The sequence below is a fragment of the Candidatus Blochmanniella camponoti genome, from assembly GCF_023585825.1.
Taxonomy (GTDB): domain Bacteria; phylum Pseudomonadota; class Gammaproteobacteria; order Enterobacterales; family Enterobacteriaceae; genus Blochmanniella; species Blochmanniella camponoti.
The window spans coordinates 540844-562047 of sequence record NZ_CP097751.1 but is presented as its reverse complement, the minus strand read 5'-3'; the positions used below and the strand labels follow the sequence as shown (position 1 = coordinate 562047).

The following is a 21204-nucleotide window of genomic DNA, read 5'->3' as shown; positions in this document are numbered from 1 at the left end:
TGCCTTTATTTATTTTTTCTTCTATTTACCACAAAGTACAGGAGTGATCGAAGTTTGAGCCCCATCTTACAGCAAATCCTGAACGATAACGTAAATCTATATAATCAATACACGTATTATTGTCGTTAATTTTCTGAATAAGAATAGGATAAATTTTAATGAAATAATATAATCGTTCGATTATATTATTTCTACCTAATTTTAGATGGATATTATCTTGTAAAATCAGTTGCCATGAGTAGCGTGTATCCATGTGTACTGATTTTATGTGAAATTTGCTAGATTTTAATATCTCATTAAACGCATAATAATTAGCTAATACAACCCGTTCGCTACCCTCTGGTCCATACAAAGATGGCATTACTTTTTGGTCGTTATCTCGATATTCTTTAGGTACTCTAAATATAATTCCTTTTGTACTAATTATGTAAAAATCATTCCAGTATGTTAAAGGAATATATTCTATTATATGAATTTTTAATGTGTCTGGCCATTGTTTCCTAACACTAACTTGCTGAATCCATGGCAAACTTTCAATTTGTTTTTGAATAATGTTAACATCCTGTGTTATAAACGTACCTAATACTCCTAGTTTTACTATAAGTTGATCGATATCAGTGTCAGTAGTATAATTCCGTTCTCCAGTTACTATCATGTAAGATACAGGACTACAACAAGCATTATGAATCCATTCTCTTATTTTATAAACACCCCAAACAATACTGATTGTAGTAACAATTATTAGTATCCAATCTAATAATTGATGCTGCAATTTATATCCTTTTTTTAAAACATATTTAATTATCACTCGGTTATGCGTGCTTAATCCTAATTGAGGTGTATTAGTAAACCCATTCTTTGCGTATTCTTATTTTCATAAAAATTTATTATTGTGTTTTCATGTTCACATTTTATCATTTCGTACCATTAAGAATCATAATTATCATGTATTTATTTATGATTAATCGTTTTTAACGATTAATCTACGCACAACCTCTCCTATTGTACCAGCTCCTTGAATTAAGAGCAAATCGTTATTTCTTAAGAATCGGGATAATGCTCCTGATAATATTTGCGTATTTGATATAAATGTTGGATTAATCTTACCAAATTCACGAATTGCATGACATAAAGATTGACTATCTGCTCCTAAAATAGGTGATTCCCCGGCAGAATAAACATGTAATATCAAAAGAATATCTACATTAGAAAGTACATCAACAAAATCATAATATAATTCTTTTATACGCGTATATCGATGAGGTTGAAATACCATAATTAATCGTCTATCAGGCCATCCGGTCCGGATCGTTGCAATAGTAGCATGTAACTCAGCCGGATGATGTCCATAATCATCTATCAACAGAATTTCTCCTGGTTGACCATTTATTTTATTTAAAGAATAATGACCTAAATTTTCAAAACGGCGATGTGTTCCTTGAAAATCCAACATAGTTTTGAGAATAATTTTATCACTGATTCCTTCTTCAGTTGCTACTGCAATAGCAGCTGTAGCATTCAGTGCATTATGACAACCAGGGGCATTTAAAGTAACCTGTAGTTTTGTTTGATTTGGACGCAATATGGTAAAACTACTTTTTTCTATATGTTGATGGTAATTAAAAATATGCAAATTAGCATTTTCATTAAAACCATAAGTGATTATCTTCCTGTTAATTTTTGGTAAAATCTCACAAATTACTGGATCATCAATACACACTATAGCATACCCATAAAATGGTAGATTGTGTAAAAAATCAATAAATGCTTTTTTAAGATATTCAAAATTTCCTTGATACTCATGTATATGGTCAGTATCAATATTGGTAATCACCTCCACCATAGGATGCAAATACAAAAATGAATTATCACTTTCATCTGCTTCTACGATTAAATAACGACTATATCCAAGTCGAGCATACACACCTGCTGATTTGACTATGCCTCCATTTATAAACGTTGGATCTAATCCTGCTGCAGTATAAATATTAGCTATCATTGTAGTAGTAGTAGTTTTCCCATGCGTTCCAGAAATAGCTATTCCGTATCTAAATCTCATTAGTTCGGATAACATTTCCGCACGCTTAATAACGGGAATACGAGCTTGTTTAGCAGCTAAAATTTCAGGATTATTTGGATGAATAGCGCTGGATACAACAACAACATTAGCATTGTTTATATTACTATATTTATGCCCAATAAAGACTTTCACTCCTAATTCAAATAAGTGCCGTATCGTGCTATTATATATAATATCAGACCCAGTAATACAATAACCTTCATGTGCCAATATTTCTGCAATTCCACACATTCCAGTTCCGCCTATACCAACAAAATGTATTTGCCTAACACGATTCATCATTGGTATAGCATTGATCGGGTTAGATAATAGTATATTTGACATATCTATTCAATATACTTTAAATATTTTTCTATTTATAAAGATGGAATTTATTAATATATTTATTTTTTTAAGTATTCAATTATTACTTGAGAAACTTGTTGAGTTGCATTAGGTACAGCTATACTTCTAGCACGTTGAGCCATACTACATAATGTTTTTCGATCCCAAGATTCTAATATTGCACTAACAACATCACTTGTAAAATTTTGTTGTTCAATAATTTTTGCTGCTCCTGCTTGCACTAACGGCACAGCATTCCAATATTGCTGACGATCTTTATGATGTATAAAAGGTACGAATATTGCTGGTAACCCTACAACAGATACTTCGCTTACTGTTAATGCTCCAGCACGAGATATCAATATATCTGCCCAAGCATATGCTTGGGCTATATCATCAATAAATTTTACAATTCTATGATAGCTTTGTTTTATTTTTTGATAAGCCCATATTACTTTTTTGAAATCTTGTTCTCCAACTTGATGCCATATGATCAATTTATTAGATAATTTCTCAGCCATATTTGGGATAGTTTTGTTTAATATATGCGCACCTTGGCTGCCTCCAATCACTAAAACGCGAATAGGACCAACACGACCTTTCCATCTTCTAGATGGATTTGGCACAGCTAATATTGCGCGTCGTATTGGATTTCCTACCATTTTAGCATTAGGAAAAGTACCAGGAAATCCTTGCAATACTTTTTTAGAAAAAATTGATAAATACCGATTAGTTAAACCGATAATTCTATTTTGTTCGTGTATTATTAATGGAATACCGCATGTCCATGCTGCTAATCCACCAGGTCCGGAAACATATCCACCCATACCTAATATTATATCAGGTTTCCAATATTTTATAATTTTTCGTGCTTGATATATTGCTAAACAAATAAACAATGGCATAATACACTTAATATGTAATTTTTCACCATTCCACCTGTTAATATGAATAAATTTAATATCAATTCCGTATTGAGGAACTAACTTCGATTCAATGCGATCTGCAGTGCCTAACCAAACAACTTGATACCCATGATTAATTAAATAATGAGCCACCGACAACCCTGGAAACACATGTCCCCCACTTCCACCCGCTACAATCATAATTTTCTTTTTTTGATTCATGTTTTCGTGCACTTCAAAAAAGCTTGATTTTTAGATAAACGTGTCTCAAAATCTATTCTTAACAACTGCATGCTTGCCATTACTGTAATCAAAAAGCTAGATCCCCCATAACTAATAAATGGCAATGTTAATCCTTTTGTGGGTAATATTCCGCTAACAGTGCCCACATTAATAAAAATTTGCAATCCAAACCACATGCTAATAGAACAGGCTAAAATACCAGAAAATCTGTGATTAATATTCAAAGCGCGATGACCAATAATCATGGCGCGAAGCACAATTACAAATAACATAAATAACACTAAAATCGCTCCAAAATATCCTAATTCTTCCGCAAGAATAGAAAAAATAAAATCAGTATGCGCTTCAGGTAAATATTCTAATTTCAGCACAGAATTTCCTAGTCCCTCTCCAAAACATTTTCCACGACCAAAAGCTATCAATGATTGAGTTAATTGATAACCATTGCCAAATGGATCTTTCCATGGATCCCAAAAAGTAAGTATACGTTGTATGCGATAAGGTTTAATCACAATTAAAGGTATAATCAAAAATATATTGAATACAAAAATCAATATTAACTGACATAACTTAGCTCCAAAAAGAAATAATATAGACAGAGTAGTAATAAAAAGAATAATAATGCTACCAAAATCAGGTTGCGCTAGTAATAATACAGCTAATATAATCATTATTACTATAGGTTTACATATACTCCAAAATTTGGTGCGCACTTCTTTTGATTTACGTTCTAAATAGTTAGCAAGATAGCAAATAAAAGATAATTTTGATAATTCCGCAGGCTGAATACACAAGGTACCCCACATTATCCAACGCGATGCTCCATTAGTAGAATTATTTAAGATCAATGCGGCTATCAACATTATATAGCTACATAGCAACATGATAACACTATAATTCTGCCAAACTATCATGGGTATCTTTAAAATAATTACAGATAATAAAAATGTCACACTGTAATAAATAATGACACGTTTTATAAAATAAAATGGATCATTCGCTAATCGCATACCAGTAGGGATTGATCCTGAACTAATAATAACAAACCCAATGCCAATTAATCCTAACAGTAACCAAAAAAATATACGATCATATAATACATTAATGTTTGATGATTTTTTTTTACTCAATTTTAATGGATGATTAATAATTTTTGTTTTAAAGATCCTCATTATCTAAATTCTCGCGTAAAACAAGTAAATATCAGTCCACGCATTTCAAATGATTTAAATTGATCTAAACTAGAACAAGCCGGAGATAATAAAACTATATCCTTCGCTTTTATACGACGATTAATAATACGCATTGCTTGAATCATTGTATTTGTTAAAATAACATCACTAAATCCTAATGTCGTCAATAATAATCCATCTTTTCCAAAACAATAAAGATGTATCTCATGTTGTTTAATCAAATGTTTTAAAGAAGAAAAATCAGCTAATTTACCATCACCCCCTAATATTAAATGTAACCTACCGGATAACTTTAAATTGTTGATCGCTTCTTTGGTAGCATTGACATTAGTAGCTTTGGAATCATTAATCCAACTCACTCCATGATTTTTATAAATCAATTGACAACGATGCGTTAAACCAGAAAAGCGACACAATACTTTTAAAGAAACAGAGCGAGGAATATTGACGATATCCGATAATGCTAAAGCAGATAATGCATTTATATAGTTAATACGATTATTAATTCTCATTTTAGAACAATTAAGCACATATTCATTGTATGCAACTATCCAGGTATGTCCTTTATAATATTTCAGATAATAATCTGCAGAACCTTCGTTTTCACCAAAACTTATACAACAATCATAGTCATTATATATAGGTGTCGTTAAAGGATCTAAAGCGTTCATCACACAAATTTTAGCATTTTTATAAATCCTTTGCTTAGAAAACCAATATTGCTTTAATCCACCAGGATAATGATCCATATGATCTTCACTAACATTTAAAATTACAGCTGCTATCGCACGTAAACTATAGGTTGTATCTAACTGAAAACTTGAAATCTCCAGTATATATAGTTGATACGATTTATTTAGTAAAGAAAGTACAGGTACACCTATATTGCCTGCTACACCAACACACCATCCAACACCCCTAGCCATTCTGGAAACCAATTGGGTTACTGTACTTTTTCCATTAGATCCAGTAATAGCTATTATCGGTGCAGTTGCTTCACGAGCAAATAATTCAATATCACCAATAATTTCTATTCCTAATTTTAAAGCTTCAATTAAAACTGGATGATCTAACCGTACTCCAGGACTAACTACAATCAACGTAGCACTCAACAACCATATATCATTAAATGCGCCCAAATAACACTGTACAATATTAGGTAATTTTTTTATTCCCGGAGGATATATACGAGTATCTATTATTTTTGGTATTACACCGCGATCTAAAAAAAAATTAACACAAGATAAACCCGTAATCCCCAAACCAATAATTACAACTTGCGATCCTCGGTAATTACGCATATTTTTATTGCCGTATCTTTAAAGTAATTAATCCCACAACAACTAACATTAAAGATATGATCCAAAATCGCACTATAATACGAGGTTCTGGACAACCTTTTAGTTCAAAATGATGATGAATTGGTGCCATTTTAAATATCCGTTGTCCAAATAATTTAAAATAAATTATTTGTAAGATCACAGATAAAGTTTCTATTACAAACATACCGCCCATAATTAATAATAAACATTCTTGACGTAACAATACCGCAATTATCCCAAGTGTACCTCCAAGTGATAAGGAACCTACATCACCCATAAATATCTGAGCCGGATAAGTGTTAAACCATAAAAACCCAAGACCAGCTCCAATAATAGCAGAACATATAATTATTAATTCTCCAGAAAAATAAATATAAGGAATATTTAGGTGACTAGCAAAGTGAATATCATTGCTTATCCACGCAACTACAGCTAATCCAGCTGCAATGAATATTATAGGCATAATCGCTAACCCATCTAAGCCATCAGATAAATTCACGGAATTACTTGTCCCAACAACAACAAAATATGCTAGAAAAATATACCAGATACCCAATTGCGGCATAAAATTTTTAAAAAATGGCACTATTAATTGTGTAGATGTAGGACTACGATCTGACATAAATATAATAATGACTAACGTTAAAGCAATTAATGATTGCCAAAAATATTTATGTAACACACTCAAGCCCGCAGAACTTTTCCTTTTAATTTTTAACAGGTCGTCAATTAAACCTAATATTCCGTATGTTATTAGTATAAATGATACATACCAAACATATATATTTGATAAATCAGCGCACATCATTACTGATATGGCGATCGAAAGAATCATTACAATGCCACCCATAGTAGGTGTACTTTGCTTTTGAGTATGTGATTTTGGTCCATCATAACGCACTATTTGAAAAAAACACAAATTATGAAACCATGTAATTACATAATGACCGATCCCTAAAGAAATAAACAATGCTGATAAAAAACTAATAATAGCTCTGAAATTTAAATGATAAACAATATTAAATCTGGATGAATATAGTGCTAATACATTCTCTGTTAGCCAAAATAACATTTTGATCCATCTCGAATAGCATCTATTATTTGCTCCATTTTAAAACCGCGCGATCCTTTCACTAACACACTAATTGAATTATGGATAGATAACATTTTCTTGATATAAAGAATTAATTTATTTTTACTTCGAAAATGTTTTCCTTTTCCACATATTTTAGAAATGCAACAACTAACGCTACCTATGGTAAGAATTTTATTGATATTTGTCGTTGCGATTAATTTTCCAATATAACAATGATATTTAATTGATTTATGTTTTCCTAATTCTAACATATCACTGACCACCAATATACGATAACCTGGCATTGTAGTTAGTACATGAATAGCAGATATCATAGAACCAACGTTTGAATTATAAGTATCATCTAATAATAATTTACCTTCACCTAAAACAATTGGAAATAATCTACCAGGTAACGTTTTTATATTTTTTAATCCATAAACTACTTCTGATAAATTTGCTCCTACAGAAAATGCAAGAGCGCTAGCAGCTAAAGCATTAGCCACATTATGTGTACCTAACATTGATAAAACCACTGGAGCAGTCCCATATGGAGTATGTAAAATAAACCGTGTTCTATTTTTTTCAGCAATAATATTACTTGCAAAAAAATCTATGCCTACGCTAGTACGTAAAGAAAAAAACCACATAGATTTTCCCTTCAATGGTTTGCGCCATACAGACAAAGCATGACTGTCAGCATTTATAATACCTGTTCCATTTAAATCTAATTCAGAAAAAATTTTCCCTTTCTCTTTTCCTATTTTAGATAATGATTTGAAACCTGATAAATGTGCAGGGTAAACATTATTTACTAAAGCTACATTAGCAGCAACTATCTTACTTAGTTGAGCAAGTTCTCCAGGGCAACTTGATCCTAATTCGATAATTGCAAAATTGTTTTGTTTTGTTAAACGTAATAAAGTAATCGGCACTCCAACCATATTATTAAAGTTACCTTGTGTTGCTATTGTATGCCCACACTCTTTTAATATAGACGTGGTCATTTCTTTTACTGATGTTTTACCGCTTGATCCAGTTATAGCAATAACTTTTGCTGATACTTTTTGGCGCACCCAGTGCGCTAACATTATTAAAGCACAACGAGTATCAGGAACTATTAATTGAGGAACATCTAATAATACATGATGATTTACTAGCAATGCTTGAGCGCCAGCAGCAATTGCTTGACTTGTAAAATCATGACCATCAAAACGTTTACCTATTAATGCTATAAACATACATTGTTTATAAATAATATTTGAATTAATAGTAATCGCATGAATAATCAAATCCATACCAATATATTTAGCGTTTAAAACTGGCGCTATTTCATGCAAACTAAATGGAATCATAAAATAACATCGTTCTTTAAAAAATTTTCTACTATGTCTTGATCAGAATGATATATGCGATTATTTCCGATAATTTGGTATTTTTCATGACCTTTTCCAGAAATTAATATTACATCTTCTAAAGATGCCTTGAAAATAGCAGTCTGTATCGCACAGTAACGATTTTCAATAATTTTGATGATTTTTTTTGGGTGTGTTATGCCACGAGCAATATCATTTATAATCGATTGTGGTTCTTCCGTGCGCGGATTATCATTGGTAATAATTATATGATCAGCATATCGGCTTACAATACAACCCATTAAAGCACGTTTACTTCGATCTCTATCGCCTCCGCAACCAAAAACACACCACAGTTGGCCATAATAATAAAATCGTCTAATTGAAATTAGAACTTTTTCTAACGCATCCGGAGTATGCGCATAATCTACTATAACCGTCGGGTATCCATGAGAACGAAATACTTCCATTCTACCAGCTACCGCTTGTAATTGAGATGAAGTATGTACCAATAATGACAGAGGATACCCTAATACTAATAACGTACCTAAGGCTAATAATAAATTGCTAACGTTGAATTCTCCTAATAATTGACTATAAATTACTCCATGCCCCCAACTTGAATCAAAAATTATATCCGTGCCATGAATATGATAATTGACCTTAACCACACGTATCCATTTACCTTTCCAAAAACATGGTAAATTGCTTGTTATTGTCACTGCGATCGCTTGAGGCAAATAATATAACCATCGACAACCAATGGGATCATCAGCATTAATTATATATTTTTCTACACATAATTCATCAAATAATCGCCATTTAGACATAGAGTATTGCATAACGTTACCATGATAATCTAAGTGATCATGGCTTAAATTAGTAAATATAGCTGCTTTAAAATATAAAGCATCCACACGATATTGATTTAATCCATGTGATGACACCTCCATAGCAACAAACGTAATCTTATCTTTAACAAACTGAGCTAATATTTTTTGAGCATCAATGGAAGAGCATGTTGTATTATAAGACAAAAACATATTATTTAACATTCCGTTACCTAAAGTACCCATCACAGCACTTTTTTCCCCTAATAATTGGGCCCAACGAGCTAACAAATGCGTTATAGTAGTTTTCCCATTGGTGCCAGTAACACCAATTAAATCCAAAAAACGTGACGGATGATTATAAAAACTACCTGCTATATCGGACAAATACCGTGGCAAATGATTAACATAGACCACAGGTATTTTTTTTAAATGATAACTATATTTTTTAGATATTGTCATATCATTCCAAGATTCTAATAAAACTGCCGAAGCTCCCTTTTTGATCGCATAGTCAATATATGATCTCCCATCAGTCTTAGAACCTTTAACTGCTACAAATAAATTTCCCAATACAATGTTACGACTATCCAATTCCATCCCCGTCAATGCAGGACTAGTAGGATTATTAAAAACATATGGAATAAATAATTTATATAAATTACGTGAATCACACATATAATTTTCTCAAAGAGACCTGATTGCTTATAAAATTACTGCAAAAAATCTGGCATTACGTTCATGATTTTTAATGCATGACCCATCACTGCACTAAAAACTGGTGCAGATACCATACTTCCATAATAATGACCATTTTTAGGATCATTTATTACTACTGCTAAAGCAAATCTGGGATTACTCGCTGGAGCTACTCCAGCAGTACATGCAATATACTTATTAATATATTTTCCATGTGATCCAACTATCTTAACAGTCCCGGTTTTTACAGCAACCTTATATCCTTTAATTGCGGATTGACAACCACCACTTGGCAATGACACATTTTCCATCATGTCTAAAACAGTTCGCACTAAAGATCTTGGAAAAACTTGATTTCCTAATACCGAAGAAGAATCAACTCGTATAATAGAAAGTGGTCGAGATATTCCCATTCCACCAATAGTAGCATAAACTTTAGCTAATTGTAACGGAGTAATCATTAAACCATATCCATAAGAAAAGGTGGCGCGTTCTATATCTGACCAACATCTATTATATGGATATATCCCGTTACTTTCTCCCACTAAACCTATATTTGTTGATTTACCCATTCCAAAATTTGAATATGTGTTGACTAAAACTGCTGCAGGCATAGCTAATGCTAATTTAGAAACACCAACATTACTAGACTTTTGTAATATCTCTCTAATAGTCAATGTTCTACGATATAATACATCCTTAATTTGATGCCCATTCACTATATAAGGTGATGTATTCATAATAGTGTCTTTTGTGATTATCTTATGTTTTAATGCAGCCATAATTACAATAGGTTTCACTGTAGAACCTGGTTCAAATGCATCAGTAATAGCACGGTTACGCATAACAGACTTATTAACAATGGACAAAAAATTGTTTGGATTATATGACGGACTGTTTGTCATAGCTAGAATTTCTCCGGTATTGATATCTATCAAAACTATACTTCCGGATTCTGCTTTATTTATATGTACAGCATTATTTAATTCACGGTATGCTAAATGTTGCAGACGTTCGTCGATACTGAGAATAATATTTTGAGAAGCTTGACCGTTATTCAAAGTAATTTCTTCAATTGATCGACCAAATCTATCTTTTCGTATTGCTCTTGTTTCGGGTTGACCAGTCAAGCAAGCATCAAAACTTTTTTCTATGCCTTCAATCCCTTGGCTATCTATATCTGTTACTCCTACCAAATGTGCAGTTGCACACCCAGCAGGGTAATATCTTTTTGATCCTTGTTGCAAATATACTCCTGGTAATTTAAGTTGACTAATGTATTTAGAAATAGCGGGATCAATCTGTCGTGCTAAATACAAAAAATGATCTGTAGTATGATTATTAATGAGCGATGATAGTTTATCTGATGATATGGATAATACCTCAGATAATTCCGTCCAACGACGTATATCAGCAGTAATACCGCCATTCTTACTAATTTCTTGAGGATCAATCCAAACCGAATCAGCCGGTATACTAATTGCCAATAGTTGACCCATTCTATCAGTAATAATACCACGAGTAGAGAGTGTGCTTTGCACGCGTAACGAACGCATGTTACCTTCATTAATTAGCTGATCAGAATAAATAATTTGCAAAAAAGATAATCTTAACAGCAAAATAATTAATACAAAAAAAATACAACTATACAATAAATTAAAACGTTTGCTATTTAAGATTATTTTAAAATTGTAAGGTCTACACTTCATATAACATAAATTGTATCATCACATGATGAGCTACAACCATTTTTAAATAATGTTTTGTTATTTATCACATAGACAAATTTTTATAGATTAGTACAATATATTATCTTGAGTTAGTTCCGCGTAATGCATTTGTAATTTATCCATTGCGATACGTTCAATACGATTATGGTGAGATAATATTTTTTCTTCAAGAATTAAACTTCTCCATTCAGTATCCAAATTATTTTTTTCCAACACAAGTTTTTCGCGATCTATAATCATAGATCTAGTTTGATAAGTTACTAAAACAACCAACATTGCTGATATTAATACTAACAATAATAAAAGCAATTGCCACTTACTATATAAGTATAAATCATCATAAATAATGTTAACAAGGTTATATTGTTTCTTTTCCGTCATATTTAGATAACCAATTTTTCCGCGCAACGTAATATCGCACTACGAGCACGTATATTTCTTTTAATTTCTTGTTTCGAAGGTGTTAATTTTCCTATATTTTTTAATTGACACTTATTTTGATATTTACTAAATATTTGATTATTTGTTAATGGAAGCTTGGGAGGAATAGATAAAATACAACTATGTTCACGAATGAAGTATTTTACCAATCGATCTTCTAGAGAATTAAAACTAATTACTACCAATCTGCCTCGTGGAGACAATATGACCAATGCATCTTTTAATACTTGCATTATTTCTTCTAGTTCGTTATTAATGAACATTCTGATTGCTAGAAAACTTTTAGTTGCAGGATGCTTATTCATATTGCGATGCGGAATAGCATCGCAGATTAATTTAGATAAAACAATCGAGCGTATAATAGGCGTGTATCGTCTTTTAGATACTATAACTTTAGCGATATTTTTTGCGAATCGTTCTTCTCCAAAAGTTTTTAAAACCCAAGTAATATTTTCTTGAGACGCCTTCGATAACCATTCAGCAGCAGATATTCCACTACTAATATCCATCCGCATATCCAGTAGACCATCTTGCATGAACGAAAATCCTCTACTACAATCATTTATCTGAAATGTACTGATCCCTAAATCTAGTAAAATACCATCCACTGATCCAATTAATCCTATATTTTTAACATGTTTGATCATTTTGGAAAATGAACTATGTATTATAGTAAATCTATCATCTTGTTCAGCAATGCACTTTCCAATTTTTACAGCCAATAAATCTTTATCTATTGCTAACAAACGACCTCGTTTATTTAATTGAGATAAAATTAATTTAGAATGACCTCCTGAACCAAACGTTCCGTCAATATATATTCCTTTTGCTTTAATATTCAATGATTGAATCGCTTCATTTAGCAATACGCTTTTATGACTGTAGTGAATATAGAACATATATATAATAATAAAAAAAATACAGGTGCACACATATAGTGTATTTCATGAACAAAAATACTTAATAATAAAAAACTATTAGACATACAATTTTCTATGTTTCATACTACTCAGTGTTTATATGAACTGCAATTGGAATATATTTCATATCTTATATTCAAAATATAGAATTTGCACGTTTACAATCTAAAAATTCATAAAAAATTTTGTCATCGTCGATAATGATAACACAAAAAATAAATCTTAAATATTATAACTCTATTATATTAACATTTTACTTCCAATAGTATTAATAGTTGACAAACGATATTTAATAGACTTAAAATAAATTTAATGTAATAAATTATTATTTAAAATCTGATATTATTGGTTCACAATTAGTATGCCATTAAATTAAAATATTATATACATATCCATCTTAACATTCATGAGATGTAGATGATCATGAGTCAACAAGTCATTATTTTCGATACAACTTTACGGGACGGTGAACAGGCTCTACAAGCGAGTTTAAACGTAAAGGAAAAATTGCAAATTGCTTTTGCTTTAGAACGATTAGGGGTAGATATTATGGAAGTTGGATTTCCGATATCTTCTCCAGGAGATTTTGAATCGGTTCATACAATAGCTCAACAAATAAAAAATAGTTTAGTATGCGCCTTGGCTAGATGTATTGATAACGATATTGATATTGCAGCTGAAGCGTTAAAAGTTGCAAAAAATTTTCGTATTCATATATTCTTACCCACTTCAAACGTACATATTCAATCTAAATTGAAAAAAAACTTTGATCAGATTATAGACATGGCCGTTCATGCGATACGTTATGCGAGAAAATACACTGATGACATAGAGTTTTCTTGCGAAGATGCTGGACGCACCAATATAGATAATTTATGTCGTATTGTTGAAATTGCTATTCAATCCGGAGCAAGCACAATTAATATTCCTGATACAGTGGGCTACACCACCCCATATCAGTTTGGACAAATTATTACTTCTTTATATAATCGTGTCCCCAATATTGATAAAGCTATTATTTCTGTGCATTGTCATGATGATTTAGGAATGGCAGTTGGTAATTCTATTTCAGCTATACAGGCAGGAGCTCGTCAAATTGAAGGTACTATAAATGGTATTGGTGAACGAGCAGGAAATACTGCCCTAGAAGAAATAATTATGGCCATCAAGGTACGAGAAAATTTACTGAAGGTACATACTAATGTTCGTTGTCAAGAAATTTATAGAGCTAGTCAAGTAGTTAGTCAATTGTGTAATATCCCTATCCCAGCTAATAAAGCAATAGTTGGCTCCAATGCTTTCTCTCATTCTGCAGGTATTCATCAAGATGGTATATTAAAAAATAGAAAAAATTATGAAATTATGACCCCTGAAACTATTGGCTTAAAAGATGTTAAATTAAATCTTACATCTCGATCTGGAAGAGCAGCAGTAAAACATCATATGAAAACAATGGGTTATCAAGAAAGTGATTATGACATGGATAAATTATATGATGTTTTTTTAGAATTAGCAGATAAAAAAGGACAAGTATTTGATTATGATCTAGAAGCATTAGCATTCATTAATAATCAACAAGAACAATCAGAATTCTTCAGATTAAAATGTTTTCATGTAGATTCTAGCTCTTCTGGAATTGCTCACGCTTCAGTAAAATTATATTGCGGAAACAACACATGCACTCATTCGGCAAGCGGTAATGGGCCAATAGATGCAATTTATGAAGCATTAACTCACATTTCTAAGTTGTCTATAAATTTAGAGAGATATCAACTGAATGCAAAAGGACATGGTCGTAACGCGTTAGGACAAGTCGATATTGTTGTATCGTATAAAGGACGCAATTTTCATGGAGTTGGATTAGATACAGATGTAATAGAATCTTCAGTAAAAGCCATGATTCATGTTTTAAATAATATTTGGCGCGCGAAACAAGTGATAATTCAACGCAAATATATAAAAAATAATAACCAGTAATTTGGAAAATCTAAATACTTATGAATGATAATTATCATATTGCAGTATTACCAGGAGATGGTATCGGACCGGAAACTACAAGACAAGTTTATAAAATTTTAAATGTAATAAAAAAACAATTTCAAATCAATATTGTCACCACAGAACATAAAATAGGAGGAGATGCAATTAATAGCGAAGGCACTCCTTTTCCAAATAGTACTTTAAAATATTGCGAACAATCAGATGCTATATTATTTGGAGCAGTAGGAGGACCACAGTGGACGCATTTAAAAGGATCAGCAAGACCAGAACAGGGAGCTTTATTAGCTTTACGCAAACACTTTAATTTATTCGCTAATTTAAGACCTATATATCTTTCTGGCGCATTAAAAGAATTATCTCCTTTAAATATAAACATGATTCCAAATGGAATTGATATTATATTCGTACGTGAGTTAACCGGAGGTATTTATTTTGGTAAACCACAAGGACGTTCGGGCACAGGATTAAATGAATATGCTTTTGATACTGCAGTTTATCATCGCTTTGAAATAGAACGTATTGCCAATATTGCTTTTAAATTAGCTCAAAAAAGACGTAAACGTGTAGCTTCTATAGACAAAGCTAACGTGCTGCATACTTCTATGTTATGGAGAGAAGTGGTATCACATCTTGCAAAAAATTATCCAGATGTTGAATTAGAACACTTATACATTGACAATGCTAGCATGCAATTAATAAGCAATCCTTCTAAATTTGATATTATTCTATGTCCAAATTTATTTGGAGACATTCTATCTGATGAATGTGCTATGATAAGCGGATCCATTGGTATGCTACCTTCTGCTAGTATTAATGAAGATAATTTTGGTTTGTATGAACCTTCTGGAGGGTCAGCTCCGGATATTGCAGGAAAAAATATTGCTAATCCTATCGCACATATTCTCTCTGTTGCGTTATTATTTAGACATAGTTTAAAATTAGATTATATTGCAATTGAAATTGAAAAAGCAGTTGCTCAGGCATTAATGTTAGGATATCGAACTATTGATATAGCAAAAAAACATGAAAAAAGTATAAGCACTAACGAAATGGGTGATATTATAGCTGCGTTAATTAAAAACGAAAGAGAAAAATAATATGGGAAAATCCTTATACCAGAAGTTATACGATGCACATATAGTTTATGAAAATAAAGACGATGTTCCAATATTATATATTGATAGACATTTATTGCATGAAGTTACATCACCCCAGGCTTTTGAAGCACTACGTCTAAAAAAACGTATAGTTAGACAACCAAATAAAACATTTGCCACTATGGATCATAATGTCCCCACTACAACAACAAATATTAATCATTCTGGAAGTATGGCTAAAGAGCAATTAGATAGATTAACAAAAAATTGTAAAGATTTTGGAATTACGTTATTTGGTTTAAATCATCCTTATCAAGGAATAGTTCATGTTTTAGCACCAGAGCAAGGCATAACATTACCCGGTATGACTATCGTATGCGGAGATTCTCATACTGCTACTCATGGAGCTTTCGGTGCTTTAGCTTTTGGGATAGGAACATCAGAGATAGAACATGTATTAGCAACACAAACTTTACAACAAATTCGATATAAATCAATGCAAATTAACCTTTCAGGTATTATCGCTCCTCAAATTACAGCCAAAGATATAATTTTAGCAATTATTGGAAAAATTGGGCATGGAGGAGGATCCGGGCATGTAGTAGAGTTTTGTGGACCTATTATCACTCTCTTAAGCATGGAAGAACGCATGACCCTTTGTAATATGGCTATTGAAATGGGAGCAACTTCTGCTTTAATAGCACCAGATAGAACTACTTACGATTATTTAAAAAATCGTAAATTTTCTCCAACCGGAAAGGATTGGAAACAAGCGTTACTATATTGGAAAACTTTATATTCCGACCACGATGCTCACTTCGATAAAAAATTTGATTTTGACGTATCTAATGTTAATCCACAAGTAACCTGGGGAACTAATCCTAGTCAAGTTATCTCTATTGACCAACCGATCCCATCTATAGAGTCTTTTATAGATCCTATAGAACGCAATTCTGCTGAACGTGCTTTAATTTACATGAAACTTCAATCCAATACTTATTTAACAGATGTTTCTATTGATAAAGTATTCATAGGGTCATGCACTAACTCACGTATTGAAGATTTACGTGTAGCAGCACAAACAATTAAAGGACATCATATTTCCAAAAATACACAAGCAATTGTAGTACCCGGATCTAAGTTAGTAAAAAATCAAGCAGAAAAAGAAGGATTAAATAAGATCTTCATACAAGCAGGATTCGAGTGGCGTTTACCTGGTTGTTCTATGTGTCTAGCTATGAATAATGATAGACTCGAAGCAGGTGAACGATGTGCTTCTACTAGCAACCGGAACTTTGAAGGTCGTCAAGGGCGTGGGAGTCGCACTCATTTAGTCAGTCCAGCAATGGCGGCAGCTGCCGCCATTGCTGGACGCTTTGTAGATATTCGAAAATTTAAATGATATATATAGGACGTATGCGTACATATGATTCAATTTACTCAACATACTGGTATAGTTTTGCCGCTTGATATTTCTGATATCGATACTGACACTATAATCCCTAAACAATTTTTACAAGCTACTACTCGCTCTGATTTTGGATTATACTTGTTTTTTAATTGGCGATTTCTTGAAAATACACCTCAAATCTTAAATCCAAATTTTGTATTAAATGATCCGCATTATAAACATGCTACCATTTTGCTAACCCGAAGAAATTTTGGATGTGGATCATCTCGCGAACATGCGGTATGGGCACTCATGGATTATGGATTCAAAGTTATCATAGCTCCAAGTTTTGCAGATATTTTTCATAAAAATAGTTTTAATAATCGCTTGTTGCTTATAACTTTATCAGAATTAAAAATAAATGATTTATTTAAAGAAATTTCAACACAAAAAAAAGGTATATCTTTTACTGTGAATTTACATGAACAAATGATTTACGTACATAACAAAAAAAAGTATTTTTTTGAAATAAATGATTTCCATAGACGTTGTATGCTTAATAAAATAGACAATATTAGCTTAACTTTACAATACGATGCTGCTATTAAAAAATATGAAAATAACCAACCATCATATTTAAAATAAATTGCAATAATAAAAAATATAAACGTATTGGCATACATGTGTATGAAAAATTTCACAATAATATTGTGAATTAAAATAATTAAAAAATTTGTATCAAAATTACCAGAAAATATATTATAAAATAATACGAATCAAATATTGCTGTACTCTTTATATTATATATAAATGCAAGAATATAAACATAACCTAAAATGATAAACATTGATTATTATCTGCTTTTATTCTTAAATCACTTAATTAAAAAATAATTCATGTAAATATTTCAATAAATGAAGTCTATTATTGGAAATTAATATTAAATACTAAAAAAATGGCGTATGTAAACCAGTAAAAATTACAAATAATTCGAATTTAATGTTACTCTAAGAAATACATGTTAGTATATTTTTTCACATCTAAATGAACCAATACCTACATAGATACAAAACATAAAAAATCACTACTCATTAATTTATAAAAAATATTTAAAAAATCATGATAATTAATTAATAAGATAATACAGTAATAAATATACTATATAATATACTTATTTATTCAAGCATAAAAAGTTCACATTCTTTTTTGAGCAACATGTGTCAAAATAGTTTAATCAATGATTATTAAGTTTTTTTTTAAAAACACTATCATTAATGCAATTTTTATAATATTTTGTACTCAATTTTATTTTTTGGCTCATGCATCTAATTGTCTGCAAATTCCTGTAATCAACAATCTCTTTTCTATTGATCAACCCATCTATGTGTCATCCGATGAACTAGATATTTATTATCCTAATAAAATTCAGTTTTCTGGGGATGTCAATATGAAACAAGATAATAACGTTTTCATGTCCGACAAATTAATAATATCACTTAACGAAAAAAACGAGGTATTATACAATACACTGTATGCTTGTGGCCATGTTAGCTATAACAACAACTATATTATATTAACTGGATCCCATGCTTGGATTAATTTTTATAATAAAAATATAGATATTCATGAAGCCACATATCATTTCTCAGAACCTCCTCCTATTCATGGAACAGCAAATTCTATAATGCAGAGGGGGAAAAATCGTTATACTATTGTTAAACAAGGAAAGTGTACTTCTTGTATTGAAAACAAAAATTATTGGAACATAACAGGATCAGAAATGCTTTATGATCATCATAAACATAAGATAGATGTGTGGAATGCTTGTCTTAAAATAAAAAAAATACCAATATTCTATAGCCCTTATTTATCACTATCTTTACATCAAAATAATGTCTTAGGATACTACATACCTAATATTAAATACAGTAGCAAAAGTGGATTAATCTTTAAAATACCTTGCCCTATTAATTTCTCAAAACACTACTCAGGCAGCATCTCTCCATGTTATACATCTAACCTAGGAACAAAATTAGAAACAGAAATACGTTATTCAATTAAACCAGGAACTGGATTATTCATTTTAGATCTCGTAGAAAATAATAAAATGTGCAATAAAAAATTTTCCAGCAATTACCATAACAGATATTGGCAATTATATTGGAAACATAATGGTATTATGAATAAAAAATGGCATTTTAATTCTAATTATATCTCAACTACAGGTTCCAATAATTATATCGAAAACGTCAATATACCAACATATACACACTCTAATAATAATTGTATGAACAAAAAAATACTGTGCAATTATACTGATAAAAATTGGAACGCTAATTTATCTTATTTTGGTGTCACGAATATTAATATTACAACAATTAAAGACTATTATAATTACAACGAATCGTTCCAGCTAGAATTAAATTCATATTATGATAACATCAAGCATAAACCATTGAATTTAAAGTTATTTAGTCAAATAACCCAATTTATACCTGTAAATTACCATTATCCAAAAACAATCAGGATACACACGGAACCAACTTTAGATTTCTCAATAAATAATTATTATGGACATTTTAATACTGAAGCCAAATTAAAAATAACACATTATCGACAAAAAAATATAGATCATTATAACAGAACACAATATCCGGGCTATCATTTACAAAATATAGTTAATCGTATCACCCCGCAATTAAAAATCAACGGAAAGATGATTTTTAAAAAAAATACGCATATTTCAAAAAAATATAAACGTTTCTTAGAACCAAAATTACAATATTTATATGTACCATATCGTTTTCAAGAAAACATTGGCATCTATGATACTGATATGATTCATATAGATCATAAAAATTTATTTCGTGACACTACATATAGTGGATTGGATCGTATTTTACCTGTTAATCAAATTACTGGAGATATAACCATACGATGCTTTAAGAAAAAAAACGAATTATTTTATGCATCTATAGGTCAAATTTTTAATTTAAGACAACTTAATTCCGAATATATAAAAATATCTAAATGCACACAAAAAACTCCTAATATCCTATTATTTTCAGGAATAAGTCATTGGAACATTAACGATCACTGGCATATGAACACTGAAATGCAATATGATATGCAGTATGATGCATTATCATTTGGGACTATAATATTAGAATATACAGGTAAAGACAATCAAGTTTTACAAACACATTATAGATATGCCAACAAACAATATCTTGAAAAAATACTACCAGATATTAAAGAATCAATATACCACAACACAATTGCTCAATTAGGAGTACTCGCTTGTTATCCTTTAATTGATAATTGGAAAATAAGTTGCTCTTATTACCATAACATAAAAACTAATCAACTCATTGATCAAACAATAGGAATACAGTATTATACACCATGTTGGGGGGTTAATATATCTTGTGAGCGAAAAATGATTGATTGGAACAAACAGTTGAACCGTAATACATATGATAATAAAATACGATTAGATATTAAAATATATAACTCCGCATCAGATTTTAAAGCAAACCCATATAAGATGTTGGACATAGGCGTTTTTCCATATCAACATGCACTGTAACCTTACATAT

General features: G+C 31.0%; 16 protein-coding genes. 5 read left to right on the top strand and 11 right to left on the bottom strand.

All coding sequences use genetic code 11. The features are described from left to right. Positions 1-25: 25 nt before the first annotated feature. The 11 genes from M9394_RS02325 to rsmH form a co-directional block, all read right to left on the bottom strand. On the bottom strand, positions 26-808 hold the full coding sequence (locus M9394_RS02325; RefSeq protein WP_250249870.1) for a cell division protein FtsQ/DivIB: 783 nt from the start codon (positions 806-808) through the stop codon (positions 26-28). A 153-nt stretch (positions 809-961) separates the two neighbouring features. Then, a complete protein-coding gene (gene murC, locus M9394_RS02320) occupies positions 962-2404 on the bottom strand; it encodes a UDP-N-acetylmuramate--L-alanine ligase (protein ID WP_250249868.1) in 1443 nt (480 codons plus the stop codon). A 59-nt stretch (positions 2405-2463) separates the two neighbouring features. Beyond that, positions 2464-3531, bottom strand: coding sequence for an undecaprenyldiphospho-muramoylpentapeptide beta-N-acetylglucosaminyltransferase (murG, locus tag M9394_RS02315; RefSeq protein ID WP_250249866.1), 1068 nt, complete (start codon positions 3529-3531; stop codon positions 2464-2466). Then, the gene (ftsW, locus tag M9394_RS02310) at positions 3528-4724 is read right to left on the bottom strand and encodes a cell division protein FtsW (protein WP_250249865.1); all 1197 of its coding nucleotides are present in this window, start codon (positions 4722-4724) and stop codon (positions 3528-3530) included. Before ftsW ends, murG begins: the two co-directional genes overlap by 4 nt. Next, complete coding sequence (gene murD, locus M9394_RS02305; protein ID WP_250249864.1) at positions 4724-6046, bottom strand: UDP-N-acetylmuramoyl-L-alanine--D-glutamate ligase; 1323 nt, start codon at positions 6044-6046, stop codon at positions 4724-4726. The genes ftsW and murD overlap by 1 nt, the downstream gene beginning before the upstream one ends. A gap of 4 nt (positions 6047-6050) precedes the next feature. After that, positions 6051-7139, bottom strand: a complete 1089-nt coding sequence (gene mraY, locus M9394_RS02300; RefSeq protein ID WP_250249862.1) for a phospho-N-acetylmuramoyl-pentapeptide-transferase — start codon at positions 7137-7139, stop codon at positions 6051-6053. Beyond that, the gene (gene murF / locus M9394_RS02295) at positions 7124-8497 is read right to left on the bottom strand and encodes a UDP-N-acetylmuramoyl-tripeptide--D-alanyl-D-alanine ligase (RefSeq protein ID WP_250249860.1); all 1374 of its coding nucleotides are present in this window, start codon (positions 8495-8497) and stop codon (positions 7124-7126) included. Before murF ends, mraY begins: the two co-directional genes overlap by 16 nt. Beyond that, positions 8494-10005, bottom strand: a complete 1512-nt coding sequence (gene murE, locus M9394_RS02290) for a UDP-N-acetylmuramoyl-L-alanyl-D-glutamate--2,6-diaminopimelate ligase (RefSeq protein ID WP_250249858.1) — start codon at positions 10003-10005, stop codon at positions 8494-8496. Before murE ends, murF begins: the two co-directional genes overlap by 4 nt. A 35-nt stretch (positions 10006-10040) precedes the next feature. Then, complete coding sequence (ftsI, locus tag M9394_RS02285; protein ID WP_250249856.1) at positions 10041-11735, bottom strand: peptidoglycan glycosyltransferase FtsI; 1695 nt, start codon at positions 11733-11735, stop codon at positions 10041-10043. A gap of 87 nt (positions 11736-11822) precedes the next feature. Further along, a complete protein-coding gene (ftsL, locus tag M9394_RS02280; protein ID WP_250246977.1) occupies positions 11823-12137 on the bottom strand; it encodes a cell division protein FtsL in 315 nt (104 codons plus the stop codon). A 2-nt stretch (positions 12138-12139) separates the two neighbouring features. After that, positions 12140-13096, bottom strand: a complete 957-nt coding sequence (rsmH, locus tag M9394_RS02275) for a 16S rRNA (cytosine(1402)-N(4))-methyltransferase RsmH (protein ID WP_250248125.1) — start codon at positions 13094-13096, stop codon at positions 12140-12142. 444 nt (positions 13097-13540) lie between these two features. On the opposite strand from rsmH, the gene leuA reads away from it, so the two are divergent. The 5 genes from leuA to lptD all read left to right on the top strand — a co-directional run bounded on the left by leuA (position 13541) and on the right by lptD (position 21194). Continuing rightward, the gene (leuA, locus tag M9394_RS02270; protein ID WP_250249854.1) at positions 13541-15094 is read left to right on the top strand and encodes a 2-isopropylmalate synthase; all 1554 of its coding nucleotides are present in this window, start codon (positions 13541-13543) and stop codon (positions 15092-15094) included. A 20-nt stretch (positions 15095-15114) separates the two neighbouring features. Next, positions 15115-16215 (top strand): 3-isopropylmalate dehydrogenase, encoded by a 1101-nt coding sequence (leuB, locus tag M9394_RS02265; RefSeq protein WP_250246979.1) that lies wholly within the window; start codon positions 15115-15117, stop codon positions 16213-16215. A gap of 1 nt (position 16216) precedes the next feature. Next, the gene (gene leuC, locus M9394_RS02260) at positions 16217-17617 is read left to right on the top strand and encodes a 3-isopropylmalate dehydratase large subunit (protein WP_250246980.1); all 1401 of its coding nucleotides are present in this window, start codon (positions 16217-16219) and stop codon (positions 17615-17617) included. 24 nt (positions 17618-17641) lie between these two features. Beyond that, positions 17642-18250, top strand: a complete 609-nt coding sequence (gene leuD / locus M9394_RS02255; protein WP_250246981.1) for a 3-isopropylmalate dehydratase small subunit — start codon at positions 17642-17644, stop codon at positions 18248-18250. A 739-nt stretch (positions 18251-18989) separates the two neighbouring features. After that, positions 18990-21194 (top strand): LPS assembly protein LptD, encoded by a 2205-nt coding sequence (lptD, locus tag M9394_RS02250; RefSeq protein WP_250249852.1) that lies wholly within the window; start codon positions 18990-18992, stop codon positions 21192-21194. Positions 21195-21204 lie beyond the last annotated feature (10 nt).